We start from the raw sequence: 21,517 nt of genomic DNA, 5'->3' as shown, positions 1-21,517 counted from the left end.
GAAATGGAGACATTAGCATTCAAAGGTGGAAGCCCTGTTCGAACAACGCCGTTCCCGGAATGGCCCATCTACGGAGAACAGGAGGAGCGCCATCTCCTGGAAGTTCTGCACTCGGGAAAATGGGGCGGTGTCGGGCGCATCAAGCTGCCTGAATTTGAGGAACAGTTCGCCGCTTATCATGGGGCATCGCATGCAGTCACTGTCGTGAACGGTACGATCGGCATTACGATTGCCCTGCAGGCTGCCGGGGTACAGCCTGGCGACGAAGTGATTATGCCGCCATACACGTTTATTGCAACGGCAACTTCCGCCTTGATGTTCGGCGCTATTCCTGTTTTTGCCGATGTAGAGCCGGATTCGCTGCTGCTTGATCCGGAAAGGGTAGAAGAGGCGATTACGCCGAAAACAAAAGCGATCCTGACCGTTCATCTCGCGGGGGCACCCTCGGACATGACGCGGCTGCGGGAAATTGCGGACCGTCATGGGATACGTCTGATCGAGGATTCGGCGCAAGCCGTCGGTGCACAGTGGGAGGGGAACAGTGTCGGGACCATCGGAGATATGGGGACGTTCAGCTTTCAGTCAAGTAAAAACATTAATGCCGGAGAGGGCGGTATTATCCTGACGAATAACAAGGCGCTTGCCGATCAGGCATGGTCGCTGACCAATGTCGGCCGGATTCGCGAGGGCGCCTGGTACCAGCATGAGCATATCGGCTGGAACCTGAGAATGACCGAGTTTCAAGCTGCCGTGCTGCTTGGACAAATGACGAGACTCGACGAACAGATGGCAAAGCGGGAGCGCAACGGAAAGCTGTTGACGGAATTGCTTGACGAGATAGAGGGCATTCGCACGATTCGAAGGGATCCGCGGATCACCCGCCACGCCAATCATTTATACATGTTCAAGCTGGAACCTGCGATTACGATGGATAAGAGCCTGATAATCAGGCATATCAACTCTGAGGGGATACCGGTCGGTTACGGCTATATTTCCTTGAACCGCAATGAGGCGGTTATCCGCGAGATTGAGAAGTGGACCGGCGAGCACCGCATCCAGCCTTGTCCGGTAAGCGAAAGAGCGAGCGAGAAGGAAGTACTCTGGCTGCACCAGAACGTTCTGCTGGCGGAGGAACAGGATATGTACGATATTGCAAAGGCGGTTAAGAAGGTGACGAATTCCATACTGGCCGGGAGGGAACATGCTTAGGCTGGGCGTCGTAACGGTTGATATTACACCGGAAGAACCGCTGCCGCTGGCCGGGTTCGCGCACCGGCATTCCGTATTCGAATCCATTGACCGCCCCTTGTTCGCCAAGGTTTGGCTGTTCGAAAACGGGGGTGCCGCCGGTCTTGAACCGGAGCGGGCACTGGTCGTTCAAGCCGATTTGATCTGGTGGGGCTCCGAACGGGTCTCCAAGCTCGCTCTGGCCATACGGGAGCGTTGGGGCTTGCCGGAATCGTCCGTCATTCTGCATGCAAGCCATACCCACTTCGGTCCGCAAACGAGCTGCCTTTTCACACCATCGCTCGGTCTTCCCGATGTCCGGTATATACGCTTGCTGGAAATGAAGCTGATGGACGGCATTGCAGAAGCCTTCGGACGGTTGGAGCCCGTGACCATCGAGCGCGGAAGCGGAGTGTGCCGCATCGGTATCCATCGCCGGCGGCGAAACGGAGTGAAGATGACGATGGCGCCAAACCCGGAAGGACCTTCCGATCCGGAAGTCGTTGTGATCCGGTTTCGTGCATCTTCAGGGAAGGCGGCAGGGGTATGGTTCCATTACGCATGCCATCCTACCACTACGGGAGACAACAGCGTCACCTCCGAGTTTCCCGGTGTTGCCATGGAGATAGTGGAACGCGCAATCGGAGAAGGAGCCGCCGCCTCTTTCCTGCAGGGCTGCTGCGGCGATATTCGTCCGGCACTCATTCGTGACGCCCAATTTTACCGGGGAGACACGACAGACATAGTGGAGCTGGGCCGCACGCTGGCTGATGAGGTGATACATGTTCTTGAATCCCCGATGGAGGTGCTGCCATGCTCATCCATTCGTTCGGAGCGCCTGACAATTGCGCTGCCGTTTCAGCGCGTGCCCGGTATCGAAGATTTGCAAAACGAGGCAGCCCGTGGAGGCATATCCGGAGAATGGAGCAGGCTGCTTCTGTCTTATCCGGAACGGCTTCTGCCTTCTATACCGTTAGAGCTCAGTTGCCTGAATCTCGCTCAGGGATTGTCTCTGCTCGCCATTAATGCCGAAACCGTCGTCGAATACGGATTATTCGCAAAATCGCTTGCCGGCGGAGTTCTGCCGCTGCCGTACAGCAACGGCATGATCGGCTATTTGCCTACAGAGAGTCAGCTCAGAGAAGGCGGATACGAGTCCGAGGAATCCGGCTATTACTTCGGATTGCCATCGCCTTTCACGCATTCCGTGGAGCAATTGGTCAAGGGGGGTGCTGCTTTACTGCTGCAAAGGGGAATATCACGATTATAGGGGGAACCTTGCTGTGAAAATCGTTTCCAAAACCGAGGAGGGATATGAATGATTGTACAGATTCGCAGGCGGCTATCAACGGTGCTGTGCTGTTTGATTATGCTTTCGTTATTTTCATTCCAAGATCCGCGCATCTCCAATGCGTCGGATGAGACAGAGGAATTCATTATGCCGGACACAACCGTGTACCATTTCGGAACAGAGCCTGCTTCCGGCCCTGTCGTTGCGCTTCTCGGCGATCCAAATGCTGCGCCCCGGGTAACATCTGCCGCCAGCGGAGTGCAGATTCATTCGACCCTGGCCGAGCCGTCGCGGACGTTCGAGTTCATGGTGGCGCAAGCCGGCCGTTACAGCGTGAAGCTGGGCGGAATGACCGCTTCGGACGGCGGCACGGCTGATCTGAGCATAGACGGAATCCGTCAGGGCCAGTATAGTTTCTACAGTGTAACGGGTCAATATCCCAGAGCGGATCTATATATTGACCAGCTGCAGTTAGCAGAGGGCAAGCATACCTTCCAGATCACGGTGAAATCAAAGGGCAGCGGGATGGGAAACGGCGAAGGGACATTCATGTATCCCTCACGGCTTGTCTTGACCGATCTGGACGCTGTCACAAGCAGCAAAACGCGCAGCACCCTTTACAACCAGATTAAACTCGATGCCGCGAGAAATAATGTCCGGCAATTCGACTGGGCGGCATCGCTCCTGAACACCGTGAAGATGAAAGCGGACACTTATGCGGCATTGGGTTACGAGGAATTGTGGAGCCTTGTGCCGACGCAGGCTGTCCCGCGCAGCTATAACACGAATCAGCTGAGCGGGAATTTCAGCCCGGTGTCGGGTGATCTGAAGTCCTACGGGAATTATCCCTGGAAGGCGGACCCTCTTAACGAGCCGTGGAAAATTACGGACCCGGCTAGCGGGTATAAATTTCCCACCAATGACTTCGGCGCCTACTATCGCAGCGGCTTGGATGAACATAACAATTTCGATCCTTCTCTGGCCGATCGCAGTCTGCTCTTAAACACGCTTTATCCCGAGAAAGGTCCGGATTGGGGAGTTGACGATGGTTACGGTTGGTTCGATCCGGCAACGAATAAACGGTATACGTTTATCGCCTGTTACGCCCACTGGTTCGCCTGGTATGGAGGTCCGGCAAATATTCAGGGCGGTTTGAATGCGCTTCGGGATGCTTACATCTATACAGGGGACATGAAATATGCGCGTGCGGGAGCCATTCTACTCAATCGGATCGCCGATGTCTACCCCTCATTGGATGTCGCTCAATTCAGCAATGCCATCTATGTGAATTCGCATGGCGGAACGGGCGACGGCAAAGCAGTTGGCTCGATCTGGGAAAGCGGACTTGTCAAATCGTTTATCACCGCTTATGACGTCTTTTTCCCTGTATACGACGACCCAGAAGTTGTCCAATTCCTGAGATCCAAGGGAGAGCAGTTCGATCTGCCTTTTAAAGAAAACGGTACCGGGCTCCGCCGCAGCATCGAGGATAATATTTTGCGCCAGGTGCAGCCAGGCGTTTATTGGGATCAGCTCCGGGGCAATAACGGTTTCCATCAAAGCGCTGTCGCCTTGGCGGCCGTCGTTCACGATACGCTGCCCGAAACCAAGTTGTGGCTGGATTATACTTTCCAGGCAGGCGGCTTTATTAACGAAATCCCCCGCCGTGTGACGGGCGGGAACGTGCTGTACAGCCTGGTGAACGATGTTGACCGGGACGGGCATGGCAATGAAGCAGGCCCGGGTTATAACCGCTTATGGTTGAGCACCTACCTCGAAGCGGCAAATGCCCTCGATGGTTACGACAAATATCCGGCGGCCGACTTGTACGAGAACCTCAAGTTTCAAAAGATGTTCCAGGCGATGTATCCGCTCCTGATGCTTGACAAATATACGCCTTCCATCGGCGACAGCGGAACGACGGGTCAACCCGGCATCCTGGTCGACAAGTCCCAATCCATACAAGCCTTCGAGAAGTTCAACGACCCTGTTTACGCCCAACTGGCTTACATGCTTAATGGCGGCAGCACAGAGGGGATTCACTCGGATGTTTACACTCCTGAACCTGATAAGGTGGCAAGCAGCATTGAGTCGATAATAGAGACACTAGGCCCGCTTAAGCTCGGGAGCAGCAATTTGACCGGATATGGGTTTACGGGCTTGCGCGATGGAGCGGGTCCGGATACGGACCGCGCCGCTTGGCTCTACTACGGACGAAGCGGCGGACACGGGCACAGGGATACGCTGAACCTGGGCTTATATGGCTTCGGGCTGGATCTTGCACCGGATCTGGGCTATCCCGAGCAGGCGAACGCAACCGATGTGAACCGGTTCGAATGGGTTCAAAACACGATCAGCCATAATACAGTGCTTGTCGACAAGCAGAAACAACAACCGCAATGGGACGGTACGCCCAAGCTGTACGATAACAGCTCCATGGTGAAGCTGATGGATGTCGAAGCACCTGAGCCTTATCCTCAGACACAATTATATAAGCGTACGACAGCGATGGTCCGCGTGGATGAAACCAATTCTTACCTCGTCGACTTCTTCCGGGTCAAGGGCGGCAGCGAGCATCACTTCAGCTTTCATGCTGCGGAAGGTCCGGTTACGGCAGTCGGGCTGAACTTGACGCCGCAGGCAGCGGGGACGTATGCAGGTCCGGATATTGCATTTGGCCAGCGTCCTTCGGACGACAGCGTCTCCGGCGCCGGATATTCGGGTGCGGGCTTCCACTGGCTTAAAAATGTGGAGCGCGACGACAATCCGGCAGATTCATTCAGCGTCGATTATGATGTGATGGACACATGGAAGGTGCTGCCTCAGCCGGAGGATCTGCATGTGAGGCTGACCATGGTTGGGGATGTGGATGATGTCGCGCTTGCCGACGGAGTTCCGCCTCAAAACAAGCCGGGAAATCCGCAGAGCATTAAATACCTGATCGCCCATCGCAGCGGAACAAATCTGCAAAGCACGTTCACATCGGTCATCGAGCCTTATAAGGAGCAGCGCTTCATCCGCAGCATTTCCCCGGTGGCGGTAGTATCGGGTGAGGACTCTGCGATTGAAGGCTTGAAGGATGTTCGCGCCGTCAAAGTCGAATTGATGGATGGCCGGATCGATTATATCGTCAGTTCCTTGAACCGGGACGCCGTTTATACGATTGACGGATCAATTCGATTCCAGGGCACGTTTGGGATATATTCGGAAAAAGACGGTCAGCCTCTTTATTCCTATGTCAATGACGGTGCTTATATAGGCAAGGTAGGAATGCAGGGTTTCGGGGCATCTTTTGCAAATGAAGGCATAAGCAGGCTTCAAGGCACTATCGTTGATTTCACGAAAGACCTTTCCCGGCAGAACCGGATGACGGTGCAGCTCGATTTGCAGGGATTGGAGCCAGACAGCTTGCCCGGAACCATGATTTACGTTCAGAACGATGGAGTGCGCAGCGCGGCTTATATGATCCGCGGGATTAAGGCGCTGAGTGAAGGACTGTACGTGCTCGATATAGGCGACACAACGTTCGTCCGTTCTTACGCCGATTCGACGGATATGTCGCAGGGTTTCCTCTACGACTTAGGCGCAGGCAACGCATTTACCATTCCACTGGCCAGACAGAAGCGGTGGCTCTCGGAGGTAAAGATCATAGCCGACAAGACGCAGTTATTCAGGAACGAATCAGTCAAGCTGGAGGTCAAGGGGTTTTACCCGGATGGCACCAATGTAGATTTGTCCGGTTATGATGCGAAGTATAAAAGCAGTCACAATCAGGTCGCTAGCGTCAACGGGCAGGATGTCTTGAAGGCGCATAACAAAGGCACCGCTGTCATTGGCACGACCATAGAGTCAGGCGGTATACGCATTGCGGGTACGCTGCAAATTGTAGTGAACTGAATGGGCGAAAGATGTATATGGATCGACGGGATACATCTCAGGTAGGGCAACAAGGTCTTTCATGACTTTGTTGCCCTACCTTTTTATTTGCCAATCTGCAAAATTCTTGACCATTTCGGTATATCGTTTACCCCCATTGTTATTTCTTTAATGCCTCAAGCATGTCGTAGATATGACTATGCATAAGCTGCCTTGCCTGCTCACTGTGTCGTTCCTCAATGGCGATCGCAATTAAGATGTGATAATTGGATGCCTTGGTACGCATATGAGGCAGGGTGTTAGTTTGCTTGCGACCTTCGGAGAGAAGTGGATAGATTGACTCCATCATGCGAAGTAGGACAGGGTGTTGTGCTGACTCTGCAATGAGATGATGGAAGGAAAGATCGGTATCCAGAAATGGACCCCCTTCTTCCATCTGGTTAACCATAGAGTCAGCCAGCGCACGCAGCTGCTTGACTTGGGAGTGTGTGGCATGCTCTGCGCTTAGGGCAGCCAGTTTGGGCTCAATGAGCAATCTGGCTTCCAGCAATTTGACAAGAGAAATATCCCCCAATTCCTTAAGATCTGCTGTAGGATCTTCCAACAATAATGGATCGTTGCGTACATACATTCCCCGTCCATGCTCGATACTGACGTTTCCTTGGCTTTCCAGAGTCCGCAGCGCTTCTCTTATAGTAGATACGCTAACTGCCAGATCTCTGGAGATTTCTTGCAAGGTTGGAATGCGTGATCCAGGCGGCCATTCCCCACTTCTAATTTTCTGCTCAAGCACATCAACTGTCATTGCGAATGTCGTTTTTTTCATTGTAACAATCCCCTGTGTACCTTCATATTAGGTTTATACTAACACAATCGTACAAGCTTCTCCTAATAATAAAACGTATTGACATCTTGAAATAAAGATACTATGATACCTTCATAAAGATCCGATCTATGAACAATGCGTTGTGGTTTTTTAGTCACTTTAGTTGTGAAATGCTATTATAGATCGGGTTTTTTTACATATTTAATAGATCAATTAAATGTAGATATGATCTATATTGCCTGCCGCTATGGCGGAGGAGGAGGATAGGAGGTTGATCCGGTGGATGCGGGAGACGGCTTCGCTGCCGGATTTATGAATAGATTGATACAGGATGAACAAAAAAATGCGGCACGCTAAGAGGTGGAATTATCATGAACAAAACGGAGCAGCTGCAGCAGTTAAAGGATTCCGGCATCGTTGCAGTTATTCGAAGACCCCCGTATAACAAGGTTATCCGGATTACGGATGCACTGGTGGCAGGCGGCGTAGAAGCGCTGGAGGTTACGGTTGATACAGACCGGGCATATGAAATCATTGCCTGCTTGAAAGAGAGATATGAAGGGAAGGTCCTGGTTGGCGCAGGTACCGTATTAGACGAACAAACAGCGAAGACAGCGATCGAAGCTGGCGCTGATTTTATATTCTCTCCGATCCTGGATGAAGCTACGATCCGTCTAACCAATCAATATGGCAGGATCTCGATTCCAGGGGTTATGACGCCGACCGAGATCGTGAAGGGGTATCAATATGGTGCGGACATGCTCAAAATTTTTCCGGGCTCCTCACTGGGCATCAATTATATAAAAGAGCTGTCGGCTCCATTAGGACATATACCGATGATGCCAACGGGTGGAGTTACCTTGGACAATGCGGGCCAATTTATTCATGCAGGCGCTGCGGCCGTCGGCATCGGGAGTTCTTTAACGAACAAGAGTGCGATTGAAGAGGAACGGTACGATGAGCTTACAGATTTAGCTCGGCAATTCAGACTGGAAATCCAAAAAGCGAGAGAATAGGGAGAGGTTAAATTTGAAAATTACAAAGTTTGAAACTTTTATCGTACCGCCCCGGTGGCTGTTCTTGAAAATTGAAACGGATGAAGGAATAGTTGGATGGGGAGAGCCCGTAATCGAAGGCAAGGCTCATACGGTGCAAGCGGCTGTAGATGAACTCATGGATCATTTGATCGGGAAAGATCCGCTTCGCATTGAGGATCATTGGCAAGTCATGTACCGCGGCAGCTTCTACCGCGGCGGCCCCATACTGATGAGCGCGATCGCCGGAATTGACCAGGCGTTGTGGGATATCAAGGGGAAATATTACAATGCTCCAATATATCAGCTGCTTGGCGGGGCATGCCGGGATTCGATGCGTGTCTATTCCTGGATCGGCGGGGATCGACCGAGTGATGTTGGACAAGCGGCGTTGGACAAACAGCATGCAGGCTTTACAGCAATCAAGATGAACGCTACGGAAGAGATGCAGTATATCGATAGCTATCACAAGGTGGATCAGGTCGTGGAACGGGTAGCAGCGATCCGAGCTGCCACCGGTCCGGACTTTGGCATCGGCGTAGACTTTCACGGCCGTATTCATAAACCCATGGCAAAGGTGCTTGCCCAGTCACTCGAGCCTTACAGGCTGATGTTTATCGAAGAACCCGTGCTTCCGGAGAATAACGAGGCACTCCGGGATATTGCGAATCATACAAGTACGCCGATTGCGACGGGAGAGAGAATGTTCTCGCGCTGGGACTTCAAATCATTGCTGGAAGACGGTTACGTGGATATCATTCAACCAGATTTATCGCATGCAGGCGGAATTACAGAGTGCAAGAAAATCTTCGCGATGGCGGAGGCTTACGATGTTGCAGTAGCCCCCCATTGTCCTCTGGGTCCGATTGCACTTGCTGCCTGTCTGCAGGTTGACGCAACCGCTCATAATGCAATCATTCAGGAACAGAGCCTCGGGATACATTACAACCAGGGAAATGATCTGCTGGATTATGTAAAGGACCCCGGCGTATTCTCCTATGAGGACGGTTTTGTGAAGATTCCGCAGGGTCCGGGTCTCGGTATTACAGTTAATGAGGAGTATGTCCGTAAGATGGCGTCGGAATCTCCGCACAGGTGGAGAAATCCGATATGGAGACATAAGGACGGGTCGGTCGCCGAGTGGTAGGATGAAAAGACCATCACTTCAAACAAAATGACACTGCAATCAAACAAGTGTCGGTATGAGAGCCCTTTACTATCGATTACAATGAATGGTGCGTATACCTAATTCGATGTTATGAGGAGAAAAGGCATGATTAATGTACCGAGATATTGGGAAGATTTGAGCGTGCTTCAGAAGAGCAGAGAAGCGGCAAGAGCTTATTATATACCTTACGGGGATGCGGAATCCGCTTTGAGACAAAAGCGGGGAAAGTCTCCATTTTACCGTACACTTAACGGCAGCTGGAAATTTAAATATCATGAGTCGGTTCAACATGTAGAGAATGGATTCTATCAGATGGATGCAGATGTCAGCAGTTGGGATGACCTGATTGTCCCTTCATGCTGGCAGGTCAAAGGGTATGACCAGCTTCACTATACGAACGTGAACTATCCGTTTCCTTGTGATCCGCCGTATGTACCGAATGCTAACCCGGCGGGTTTATACGTACGGGATTTTAATCTATCAAGCGATTGGGATGGCAAACAAAAGTATATCGTGTTCGAAGGTGTGAATTCCTGTTTTTACCTATGGATCAACGGAAAATGGGTGGGGTATAGTCAGGGTAGCCGCATGCCTGCGGAGTTTGATATTTCACCCTATGTGCAAGCTGGAACTAACAAGATTGCTGTGATGGTCTTGAAATGGTGTGACGGCTCTTACATCGAGGATCAGGATTTGTGGAGATTCTCAGGGATTTTTCGGGATGTCTATTTGCTGGCACGCAATCAGACCCATGTTCGGGACCTGTTCAATCGTATGGAATTGGCAAGCGATTATCAAGTTGGAACAATAATCTGTGAGCTGGATACAATCGGTGCGCTGGAAGCTCAAGTGAAGCTTACTGACAGAGAAGGCCATATCCAGGCATCGGGAACGGTTACCGTAGATGGCAAGGGGAGCATCGAACTCCAGATAGACAAGCCTAAGCTGTGGTCTGCCGAAACTCCATATTTGTATCAATTATATATTTATGCTTCGGACGAAGTGCTTCATTTTGCAGTCGGCTTCAGACGGGTGGAGATTATTGACGGGGTATTCAAAATCAATGGTATGGCTGTGAAGCTAAAGGGAGTAAATCGTCATGATTCTCACCCGCAGCTAGGGCAAACGATACCGGTCAATCATATGATTCGAGACTTGAAGCTGATGAAATCCCACAATATTAATACGATAAGAGCGTCTCATTACCCGAATGATTCACGTTTTCTGCAGCTCTGCAATGAATATGGCTTCTATGTGATAGATGAAGCGGATTTGGAGTGTCACGGGGTGTTTCATGCAGTAGGCAATTTCAATATGCTGACGTGTTTGCCGGAATGGGAGCATGTATTTGTCGAACGGGCAGAGCGTATGATAGAGCGTGATAAGAACCATCCTTCTGTCGTGATTTGGTCCATGGGTAATGAATCCGGGTACGGCGCCAATCATATGTCGATGGCTAAATGGACGAAGGCAAGAGACAATTCCAGACCTGTTCATTATGAAGGCTCCGACCCGAGACATTTGGGAAGTCCCGATACGGCTGTGCTGGATATGGAGAGCCGAATGTATTCCTCCCCGGCTTATATTGAGGCCTACGCCAAGGATGAGAACAGTAAGAAGCCGATGTTCATGTGTGAATACAGCCATGCTATGGGAAATGGTCCCGGCGATTTAAAGGATTATTGGGATGTCATCTATAAATATCCAAAGCTGATGGGCGGTTGTGTATGGGAATGGTCCGATCACGGTATTTTGACAACCAATAATGATGGAACGCGTTATTTCGCCTATGGCGGTAATTTTGGTGATCAGCCCAATGACGGCAATTTTTGTATTGATGGGCTTGTCTCACCTGATCGGCTCCCACATACCGGTCTTCTCGAATTGAAGAAGGTGATAGCCCCGATTCGACTGGAAGCGGGGAACCTGGAGGAAGGATACATCCAGGTAACGAACTTATATGATTTTATTGATCTTTCTCACTTGACACTGTATTGGAAGACGGAGAAAGAAGGAGAACTCTCCGAACAAGGCCAGCTGGAGTTGGAACTGATCGCTCCGCATACCTCGAGGGCAGTGAAGCTCGACTATTCATGGCCAGAGGCATCCAATGAAACCTATCTGCTGACCTTGTCCTGTCGTTTGAAGCAGGATACGGTCTGGGCGAGTGCGGGTCATGAAGTGACTTTTGAACAGTTTGAGCTGCCTGTTGAAAGGCTGTCACTGCCGGCACCTGCGGTTAATTATCCGCCAATCAAACTGATGGAGGCCGGTCAACAATTGATCATCGAAGGCTTTGATTTCCGTCATGTGTTTGATTTATACAACGGAACCTTTATCTCCGTGTCCAGACATGGCGTAGATATGATCAAGAAGCCGCTGAGCTTCAACATCTGGAGAGCCCCAATTGATAATGACCGTAAGATTAAGGCAAAGTGGCTGGAAGAAGGCTATGATCGCGCACATATGCATATATACGAGGCAAGTGTGACAGATCAGGGGGCGTCATTTGTAGATATTAAAGTTACCTTCTCTTTGGGCGGTCACACTAAACCGCCTGTGTTGAATGGATCAGGATACTGGCGTGTGACCGGCAATGGCGAGATCAGGATGAAGGTTGAAGCTCAAGTTCGGGAGGATCTCTTATTCTTTCCCCGATTCGGAGTGCAGCTGACGATGCCGGCAGGAACCGAGGAAGTGGAGTATTTCGGAAATGGTCCTCATGAGAGCTATATCGATAAACAGCAAAGCACGCGAAAAGGGAAATATTTAACGTCAGTTGACGATTTGTTTACGCCATACATTATGCCGCAGGAGAACGGATCCCATAATGGCACCGATTGGGTGACCGTATCCAATGAGCAGGGGATGGGGTTGAAGTTCTCGGGAGCTAAACCATTCTCATTTAATGCTTCCCACTATACTCCGGAGGATCTGACCCATGCGATGCATGCCTATGAACTCGTCCGCCGTGACGAGACCATCGTACATCTGGACTATAAAATGAGCGGTGCAGGCTCCAACTCCTGCGGGCCGGAGCTTCTGGAAGTCTACCGGCTGGACGAGAAGCAGTTTACATTTGAGATTAATATTATGCCTGTTTTTAAGGAAGATGAATAAGCACGAGATAGAAGGTGTCCCCGAAGCGAAAACTTTAGGGACACCATTTGTTCAAATTAAAGGTGTTTTTTGATATACTGTGATGGTTCAATATTCAGCATATAAAATGACCAGCTAGAAGAGGGTATTGATTATGAGCGGCTTTAAGGGAAGATTGTCTTGGATCAGGATGGCTGGAAATGTCCGAACTAAGCTTCTGCTTATCTTTTTCATTGTTGCCGTACTGCCGTTAGGGACACTTGGCTATTTTTCTTATCATAAATCGTCCAAAGTCGTTAATTCACAGTTTGGCAGCTATGGCATGTATGCAGTGGAGCAGCTAAAGCTGCATTTTGATTCCAATATCAAGCAGATGGACCAAATTACAGGGAATATCTTAGCTTATATGATAGCATCATCCATATTCATTGGTGACAAGCCTCCAACAACCTATGCACAATACGTTGAAGAAAGAGATTTTCAAAATTACCTGTCTTCTATTGAAAGTACCAATATTTTTAAAGTGGCGGTTATAACTCCTTCGGGAAGAGTCATCGGGAATAGCTCAGTGAGTATGGATAACCTGGCAAGTTCGTCCTTTTGGTCGTATGTATCCGCTTACAATAATAGACATGTCGTGATCCATATTCCGGATTACTATTCGACGCCTAATGATGATTATGCGATCAGCCTGATCGTGCCGCTTAAGAATGGTCTTGGATTTCCCAGCGGGAGCCGGATATTGATTGATATGAAAGCGGATACGATACTGAGTTTGATCAGAGCTTTTGAGAAGGATATGCAGTCCCATTTGCTGATCATGGATGCGTCGGGGGAGATTCTGCTGCAGACGTCCTCCGATTATGTGAATCAGGATGATGATATTGTCTGGTCCCGCTCCTTGGATACGGAAGACTGGATTGTGGAAGCGAGAATTCCTTATGCCACTTTCTACGAATCCTCCACAGTTATTTTGCAATACTCGCTATTTATTGCTGTATTGGCTGTCATCGTGGGGGTTATAATGGCAGGCTTCTTCTCGTTCCGATTTACAAGGCCGATTATGAAGCTGGCCCAATCGATGCGTAGATTTGGTGATGGAGATTTGTTGATACGAACACCGGTGATGTCATCGGATGAGCTTGGTTATCTAAGTGAAACCTTCAACAGGATGACCGGTCAGATACAAGGCCTGGTTCACGAGATTAGCCGGACGGAGAAGCTGAAAAGCGACGCAGAGCTCAGGGCGCTGCATTACCAGATCAATCCGCATCTCTTATTCAATACATTGAATTCTATACAGTGGAAAGCAAAGTTAGCCCATCAGCCGGAAATCCTTAAAATGCTGCAGCATTTAATCGTGGTTCTGGACGGAAGCTTTAACTTCAAACAGACGCTTATCCCTCTTCACAAGGAACTGGAGATCGCTCGCCATTTCATAGAGATTCAGCGGTTTCGGTACGAAGATGTTTTCACCTGTGAGTTTGACATACAACCGGGACTTGACGATTGTCTGGTTCCCCGGATGGTGTTTCAGCCATTACTTGAGAATATATTTTTCCATGGATTTCGGGATGGTCTTGGTCACATTAACATGAGAATTTTCACTGTCAATTGTGAATTATATATGGAGCTTGAGGATGATGGGATCGGGGTCAAGCTGGAGCATATGGAGTTCATAAATTCCGGGATGAAGATTCCGGGTAAGCAAGGCGGGTTGGGTCTAAGAAATGTGGATGAACGGTTTAAACTTCATTTCGGTAACGCATACGGCCTAACGTTGGAATCAAACAGAAATATAGGAACGAAGGTGACGTTGACATGGCCAATATCGAGAGAGCTAAATCCCCACTCAAAGTATTAATTGTAGACGATGAACAACTGGTGCGTAAAGGCCTGCGCATGACCATTGATTGGGAGAAGCATCGAATGACCGTTGTAGACGATGCGCCAAATGGGAGCCTCGGCTGGCAGAAATTTTTGAAGTATCGTCCCCAGCTGGTGATTACCGATATTGTCATGCCGGAGATGGATGGAATAGAGCTGGCCCAGAAGATAAAAGAAGAAGCGCCAGAGACTGCCATTCTGTTTCTGAGCTGTCATCGGGATTTTGCGTATGCCAGGCATGGGATTCAAATTGGGGTGAGCGATTACATTGTTAAGACGGATATGGACGATGAGCATATTGATAACTCCCTGAACCGTGTACGCATAGAGATTGAGAAGATGACCGCGAAGCAGCAGACCTCTCTGTCTGTGGTGAAGAATCAACAGGATCAGTCTGCAGAAGCTCTGGGTACATGGCTTCATCATCGCGGTCATGCGGCAAAAGAGCATCTTATGCAGCATCTTCGGCTGCAGTGGAATTGGATGCTGTCCGGGGCTTATATCTTTCACTTATACATCCCCAAGGAGAAAGAAACCGTTAATCGATCCTATCAGAAACAATGGAAGGACCTGTCTATGGCTCACCAGGATCAATTGAAGCCGTTAGAAATAGACGCCTATTCGGACCTCATTGTGTGTGATCAACAATTACTGGGCATCGTACAATCCAAACTGATAGAGATGAAATTTCAGGACAATACGATCGAGTGGCGGCAGGCAGGTCCCGTTACAAGCGTGGAGGACTGGTTCGCTGCCGTAAGCAAGCTGTATCGGTTATGGGGAGTGGAGTGTCATAACAAGCTGTTAAGTAAGGCGCATAAGGAAGATATTATTGAAGCTATCGACTATATTGACCAGCATCTGGATTCAGACCTTCGAGCTGCGGATGTGGCGACATATATCGGAGTTAGCCGGAGTTATTTCAGCACGATATTCAAGGAAGCTACTGGGTGCAGTATTATATCCTTTATTTCAGAGCGCAAGCTGGAGAAAGCCAAGGAACTGCTGACGGCTACCACCATTCGGACAGAGGAAGTGGCGGAGAAGATAGGTATTAACGATGTTAAATATTTCTCGAAATGGTTTAAGAAGCGTGCTGAGCTTACGCCAGGGCAATACCGGACACTAACAAAATGACGATTCATTCAAACAAATAGACGATAATAGCCTGGGTTCTCCGGGCTTTTTTTTTATTTATCGGAAAAGATCACACTAATATCAAACGTCTGTCGGTATGAAATCCCTTACAAAATATTTATGATAAGAATGAAGAAATGACTAGGGGGTTACGACTTATGAAAAGAAAAAGTACGCTGTATGTACTCATTGCTTGTCTCATGATTTCTTTACTGGCCAGCGCTTGCTCCAGCTCCACCAAGCAGGCTGCATCGAATGATCCGGGAACAAGCGATGAGAAGGTCAAGCTGATTGTATGGATTTGGGAAACGGCAAAAGACGGATTGGATCTGAATATGGAAGCTTTCAAAGCCAAGTATCCGAATATCGAGATTGAGTTTCAAACCATGAAGTCTACCGACCTGTACTCCAAATATTTAATTACTTCAAGTACGGAAGATGAGGTACCGGATATTGTAGCTGTGGAGTCCACTAATCTATCTCAAATCGTACAAATCGATTCCTTGCTGGACATTACCTCGCGCGTGGAGCCTTACAAGGATAAGATGAGTGCTTATAAATGGGAAGATGCAACTCGGGATGGGAAAATATACGCAATGCCCTGGGATAGCGGTCCGGTCGTGATGTTCTATCGTAATGATCTGTTTGCCCAAGCTGGTCTTCCTACCGATCCCGAAGAGGTCGCCAAGAAGATTCAGACCTGGGATGACTATTATGAGGCTGCCAAGCTGGTCAAAGAGAAAACAGGAGCTTTCATGTACGGGGATTCCAAGACAAATTCCAGCAGCCGGATGTTTGAATCGATGCTGTGGCAGCGTGGCTTGTGGTACTTCGATGAACAGGGAAAGGTAGCCGTAGATTCTCCGGAAGTGAAGGAATCGGCAGACTTCCTGATCAAGATGCAGAAAGATGGGCTTGTTTTCGATGCTCGTGCGAACACGGATCAATGGGGTAATGGTATTCGTGATGGGAAGATCGCTACGGTTGTTGGGGGCTCATGGCATGATGCGATAATTGAGAATCAGTATTCTCCGTCAGACAAGGGGAAATGGTCTGTAACGATGATGCCGAAATGGTCGAAGGATGATACCTATACCGGTGCTAACCAGGGTGGAGCGAATCTGGCAATCAACAAAAACTCCGAGCATCCCGAAGAGGCTTGGGATTTCATTGAATTCATGCTTGGCAATGAAGAATCGCAAGTGAAAATGATGACGGGTGCAGGCCTGTTTCCGGCTCTGATGGTGGATGATGATGCATCGATGGAAGAAACGTCGGCCTATTTCAATAATCAAGCGATTCGTAAAGTGTACGCCCAATCTCTTGCAAATACGTATCCGCTCGCTTATACGTCCGATTTTCCAATGGCAAACAAGCTGATGACCGATGTATGGGCTAAAGTATTTCTCAATAATGTTAGCTCTGAGCAGGCGCTGAAAGAAATGGCGGATGAGCTTCGCAGCAAGACGAAGAGAAATTAATTAACATGTCAGGAGGGGACGATATGAAGACTTCCAAATGGAACAAGCAGTTATTGTTTGCTCCCTATATATACATATCACCCTATTTCATATTGTTTTTCATCTTCTCTTTGTATCCCATTCTGTATTCGTTCTATATCAGCTTTACGGACTGGAATGGTTCTGGCGAGAAGACGATGATCGGATTTGATAATTATATTGAGCTGTTCGGGGATAAGAACTTTTGGTTATCCCTCTGGAACAGCTCGATTATCTTCTTGATGTATGTGCCGATAATGCTGTTTCTTGGACTTATCTTTGCTTCCATTCTGAATTCCAATTGGATGGTTGGGAAAGGCTTTTTTCGGATGGCTCTGTTTGTGCCCAACTTTGTATCGGTAGTGGCTGTATCATTCGTGTTCGTCTTGCTGTTTAATACCCAGGATGGTTTGATCAACACTGTACTTGACAATATGGGGCTGATCGATAGTCCGATACCTTGGCTGGAATCCCCCTGGTGGGCTCGCATTTCCGTAGCGATGATGGTGTTGTACCGGTGGATTGGCTACAATATGCTCCTGCTTATGACGGGACTGCAGAGCATATCTAAGGATTTGTATGAAGCGGCGTATGTGGATGGTTCAACCAAATTGAAGAGCTTTTTTCTTATCACGATTCCATTGGTCAAAAAAATGCTCTTGTTCTGTACCGTGCTTTCTACGATTGGAACTTTCTCGCTGTTTACAGAGCCGTTTATCCTGACTCAGGGCGGACCGCTTAATTCGACATTGACCCCAATTCTAATGCTGTATAATGAGAGTTTCCAAAACTTTAATTTCGGATACGCATCTTCGATTGCCGTCTGCTTTTTTATTCTGATGATGGCGATTTCATTAATTCAGATGCGCGTATTCGATGATAAAGATTAGGAATGGGGGAAAATTCATGGAAAAAACGGTGACCCTGCGTCGAGCAGCTGCCGCATCCAGTACGAAGCGGGGCTGGACATCGACGCTGGCCTTCATACTGATGACCTTAATTTCACTGGCAACACTATTCCCGCTGTTCTGGCTGTTCAGTTCTTCACTTAAGGATATCAGTGAAATATTTGTGAATCCGCCGATCTGGATTCCATTAACACTACACTGGGAGAATTTCACGGAGCTATTTGTAAATCGGAAATTCGGCATCATCACATGGAACAGCTTCTTGCTGTCTTCGACTTCGACGCTGATTGCATTACTGTTCTGCGGTTTGGGCGGTTTTGCCTTCGCGAAGTATCATTTCAAAGGTAAGAAGATTTTGTTCATATTCGTACTTGCCTCTCTTATGATTCCTCACGAGGCTACGATGGTCCCGTTATTCTCAATATATAAAGGCTTACATTTAATAGATAACATCTGGGGAGTAATTTTACCCGACCTGGCAAACGCCTTCGGTATATTTTTCATGCGTCAATATTGTACATCGCTTCCGGATGAGATGCTGGAAGCAGCACGTATTGACGGCTGCAGTGAATTCAAGCTTTTCCGTCGAATTGTATTGCCGAATTTAAAATCGGGCTTTGCGGGATTAGGCATTATCCTGTTCGTCAAGCAGTGGAACAACTTCCTGTGGCCTTCCGTTATCTTGAGATCTCAAGAGCATATGACATTATCTGTTGCGCTCAAAGCACTGGAAGATAGTAATAATACGCCATACCATCTCATCATGGCCGGTTCGGTCATAAGCGTACTTCCTCTGTTAATCATTGTCTTAATCTTTCAGAAGCAATTGATTGCAGGAATGATTGAGGGAGCGGTAAAGGGCTAGTTAAAGCGGAGCGTCGAGATTAAGAATACTTTGGACTAAATAAGTTGAGCGGGCTGGACCACCCATCGCTTTGCAAAAGTCGCACTACGGTGCGACTTTTGCACCATGGAGATTACTTATTCAAGCTTGCTCTTGTTTTCCTGCCATTTTTCCGTCTTATATTGCAGAAGCTTCCCGTAGCCCGCTTGCTGCGCATCGGCCTCGGCCTGATCCAGGACGGCGGATACTTCCTCGTCGGTTTTCGCATTCATGATGGAACTTGCTCTTGCTTTTTCATAAATGTCGAATACGCTTTGCTGGGCAATGCCTTCTTCCGTATCGCCCGCCGGAGTCAGGTTTACAAATTCCGTTGTATTAAACTGGGTTTTCCACGTTATTTCTGACTGCCAGTACGTATCCCAGCTGCGCTTTTCGGGCGGAAGGGTGGACTCGAATTTCATTTTGGATTTATCGACATATACGGTGTTGCCGTTCCATTGAAAGTTCACAATAGCAGACATTAATTTCTCGCGATCAGCCGCTTTCGTTACAAACGCATCGTTGAAAAGAGGATATTCATTCTCATCCGTGCCTTGCCAGTATAAGCCTTCAGGTCCCCACATAATGATGCGCTGGCCTTCAGGGCCGGTAAACCAGTCGAGGAATGCGAAGATGGCCTCCGGATCTTTGGCTGCTTTTGTTATGACGCTGACGTTCCAGCCCAGCTGCGTGTAGTCGCCAGGGAAAATTTTGTTGCGGTCAAGACCCTCCTTATGCACCGGCCAAACCATTATGTAACCGGCGTCAGGGTCCTGCTCCTTCAGGAGCGTGTTGCCTATGGATCCGAATTCGGTTGGACTGGATGCGATGAATACTGCGATTTTGCCGGTCAAGACCTTTTGCTCGACCTGCTCCAGCTTTTGCGTGAAGGAGTCCTGTGAAATCAGCCCTTCCCGGTACAGCCTGCTGGCAAATTGGATGAATTCCCGGTAGACCGGATCGGTGAAGAGGGAAGTCAACTTATCGCCGGACGGTACCGCCATCATAGCGTTGAATGTGGGAGGGCGGTTTTCCGCGAAGGCCGATACCAGAATGTCGATACCCGAAGCGCTCTGCCCGACTTCAAGCGGTACGACATCCGGATACTTTTCCTTAACCAGCTTCAGGTAATCAAACAATTCATCGGTCGTTTCCAGGCTGGGGGAACCAAGCTCCTCGTAAATTTTCTTGTTTACCACATAGCCTGCATTGCCGTTAGGCTGCGTCGTATACCAGTTCGGGAATTGATAAAGCTTGCCGTCTGGGGACCGCAGCATGTCAATCGCATCTTCTCCGGCCCATTTTTTCAAATTGGGGTATTTCTCCAGGTACTCATCGAACGGCACGAGCATACCCTCGGAACGAAGCTTCTCGACATCGGCATCGCGTTCCATCCAGATGACGTCGGGCAGCTCGCCCGAAACGATCATCGTATTGAACTTTTGTTGGGCGTTGCCGCCTGAGCTGATCGGGGTAATGTTGATTTTTTTGTTGTCCTGGATCCACTTGGTAGCGGAATCCTCGCCCCAATTCGGCATCGTATACCAGTCATAATGCCCATAGAAGGAAAAATCGAGCGGCGTCTCGCCTAACACAAAGGAAGTTTCCGCAGGGGGATCCCCTTCGTTTGTCCCCGGGGACGGCTCGTTGTTGCCGGAGCATCCCGTTATAACCATTGCGGCAGCGAGTACGGCTGACAAGGCGGCTTGATACGTTCTTTTGATTTTTTGCATCTCCAAACTCCCTCCCCTTGATTACTGGCAATAATCGTTAACCTCGCTTATTCTTTCAAAGAGCCGATAAGAACACCCTTCACAAAGTATTTCTGCACTAAAGGATAGACGCATAGAATCGGTACGGTCGCGACCATCATTGTAGCCATCGACAAGGATTTGGTCGTTACGGCCTTCATCGAGTTTAACCGGCCCTGCGCCGCTGAATCCATCTGGGCCATCTGCTCCGCCATAATATTGGAGTTCAGAATTTGCTGAAGCTTCGTTTGAATAGGGAGAAGATCCACATTCGATATGTACAAGCCTGGCGTAAACCAGTCATTCCAGTGATACACGGCTGTGAACAGCGATAATGTCGCAATGACCGGGCCGGATAAGGGGAAGATGATGCGAAACAGGATGCCCCAGTTGGAGGAGCCGTCAATTTGCGCCGATTCCTCCAGACCGCTTGGAATGCCCGCAAAAAATGTACGGAAAATAATCATGTTCCAGACGCTGATAATGCCCGGGATGACCATGACCCAGAAGGTGTTCATTAATTCCAGCTCACGGATGAGCAAATAGCTCGGAATCAGGCCACCGCTGAAGTACATCGTGACAATACACATAATCATGTAATATTTGCGTCCTATCAGCTGCTTTTTGGTCATGCCGTAGGCGAATATGGCGGTGGCGGAAATCGACAAGGCCGTTCCGACCGCCGTGCGGAGCACGGAAATGATAAAGCCATTGACCAGCCGTTCGTCCTTGAATACGACCTCGTAATTTTGCAGGGAGAACACCCGGGGCCAGAACGTAATGCCGCCGAGCATGGTATCTGTACCGGAATTGAATGAAATAACGGCAGCGTTCCAGAATGGATAAAAGGAGGTAAAGCCAAGCAGCGTCAGCAAAAAATAATTGATTCCGACAAATGTTTTGTCGCCTAATGACAGTTTCATAGCTTTAC

General features: G+C 49.0%; 14 protein-coding genes. 11 read left to right on the top strand and 3 right to left on the bottom strand.

Translation table 11 applies throughout. The features are described 5' to 3' along the window. Positions 1-3 precede the first annotated feature (3 nt). From AC0YOB_RS20650 to AC0YOB_RS20640, 3 genes are read left to right on the top strand one after another with little or no spacing between them, the layout of a single operon-like run. Positions 4-1,209 (top strand): DegT/DnrJ/EryC1/StrS family aminotransferase, encoded by a 1,206-nt coding sequence (locus tag AC0YOB_RS20650; RefSeq protein WP_475794356.1) that lies wholly within the window; start codon positions 4-6, stop codon positions 1,207-1,209. After that, on the top strand, positions 1,202-2,497 hold the full coding sequence (locus tag AC0YOB_RS20645) for a hypothetical protein (RefSeq protein WP_475794355.1): 1,296 nt from the start codon (positions 1,202-1,204) through the stop codon (positions 2,495-2,497). The genes AC0YOB_RS20650 and AC0YOB_RS20645 overlap by 8 nt, the downstream gene beginning before the upstream one ends. 48 nt (positions 2,498-2,545) lie before the next feature. Beyond that, on the top strand, positions 2,546-6,415 hold the full coding sequence (locus tag AC0YOB_RS20640; protein WP_475794354.1) for a heparinase II/III domain-containing protein: 3,870 nt from the start codon (positions 2,546-2,548) through the stop codon (positions 6,413-6,415). 139 nt (positions 6,416-6,554) lie between these two features. On the opposite strand, the gene AC0YOB_RS20635 is transcribed toward AC0YOB_RS20640, so the two are convergent. Next, positions 6,555-7,220 (bottom strand): FadR/GntR family transcriptional regulator, encoded by a 666-nt coding sequence (locus tag AC0YOB_RS20635; protein WP_475794353.1) that lies wholly within the window; start codon positions 7,218-7,220, stop codon positions 6,555-6,557. Positions 7,221-7,591: 371 nt separating this feature from the next. Between AC0YOB_RS20635 and AC0YOB_RS20630 the strand changes: the two genes are divergently transcribed. From AC0YOB_RS20630 to AC0YOB_RS20595, 8 genes are all read left to right on the top strand, one after another. Next, entirely contained in the window at positions 7,592-8,236 is a 645-nt protein-coding gene (locus tag AC0YOB_RS20630) for a bifunctional 4-hydroxy-2-oxoglutarate aldolase/2-dehydro-3-deoxy-phosphogluconate aldolase (RefSeq protein WP_475794352.1), read from the top strand. 13 nt (positions 8,237-8,249) lie between these two features. Beyond that, a complete protein-coding gene (gene dgoD / locus AC0YOB_RS20625) occupies positions 8,250-9,401 on the top strand; it encodes a galactonate dehydratase (protein WP_475794351.1) in 1,152 nt (383 codons plus the stop codon). Between the two features lie 126 nt (positions 9,402-9,527). Then, positions 9,528-12,542: a glycoside hydrolase family 2 TIM barrel-domain containing protein gene (locus AC0YOB_RS20620; RefSeq protein ID WP_475794350.1), complete on the top strand. Its 3,015-nt coding sequence runs from the start codon at positions 9,528-9,530 to the stop codon at positions 12,540-12,542. Positions 12,543-13,095: 553 nt separating this feature from the next. Beyond that, complete coding sequence (locus AC0YOB_RS20615) at positions 13,096-14,385, top strand: sensor histidine kinase (protein WP_475794524.1); 1,290 nt, start codon at positions 13,096-13,098, stop codon at positions 14,383-14,385. Next, on the top strand, positions 14,343-15,545 hold the full coding sequence (locus tag AC0YOB_RS20610) for a response regulator transcription factor (RefSeq protein WP_475794349.1): 1,203 nt from the start codon (positions 14,343-14,345) through the stop codon (positions 15,543-15,545). The genes AC0YOB_RS20615 and AC0YOB_RS20610 overlap by 43 nt, the downstream gene beginning before the upstream one ends. A gap of 158 nt (positions 15,546-15,703) precedes the next feature. After that, the gene (locus AC0YOB_RS20605) at positions 15,704-17,026 is read left to right on the top strand and encodes an ABC transporter substrate-binding protein (RefSeq protein ID WP_475794348.1); all 1,323 of its coding nucleotides are present in this window, start codon (positions 15,704-15,706) and stop codon (positions 17,024-17,026) included. A 23-nt stretch (positions 17,027-17,049) separates the two neighbouring features. After that, positions 17,050-17,934, top strand: a complete 885-nt coding sequence (locus AC0YOB_RS20600; protein WP_475786168.1) for a carbohydrate ABC transporter permease — start codon at positions 17,050-17,052, stop codon at positions 17,932-17,934. Positions 17,935-17,950: 16 nt separating this feature from the next. Beyond that, positions 17,951-18,817 (top strand): carbohydrate ABC transporter permease, encoded by an 867-nt coding sequence (locus tag AC0YOB_RS20595; protein WP_475786169.1) that lies wholly within the window; start codon positions 17,951-17,953, stop codon positions 18,815-18,817. A 116-nt stretch (positions 18,818-18,933) separates the two neighbouring features. Here the strand turns inward: AC0YOB_RS20595 and AC0YOB_RS20590 are convergent, their stop codons facing one another. Both AC0YOB_RS20590 and AC0YOB_RS20585 read right to left on the bottom strand, forming a co-directional pair. Beyond that, entirely contained in the window at positions 18,934-20,568 is a 1,635-nt protein-coding gene (locus tag AC0YOB_RS20590; protein ID WP_475794347.1) for an extracellular solute-binding protein, read from the bottom strand. 47 nt (positions 20,569-20,615) lie between these two features. Then, positions 20,616-21,509, bottom strand: a complete 894-nt coding sequence (locus AC0YOB_RS20585) for a carbohydrate ABC transporter permease (RefSeq protein WP_475794346.1) — start codon at positions 21,507-21,509, stop codon at positions 20,616-20,618. Positions 21,510-21,517: the final 8 nt, after the last annotated feature.

The sequence above is a fragment of the Paenibacillus sp. JT31N17 genome (assembly GCF_056269255.1).
This window is presented reverse-complemented; position numbering and strand designations above follow the sequence as displayed.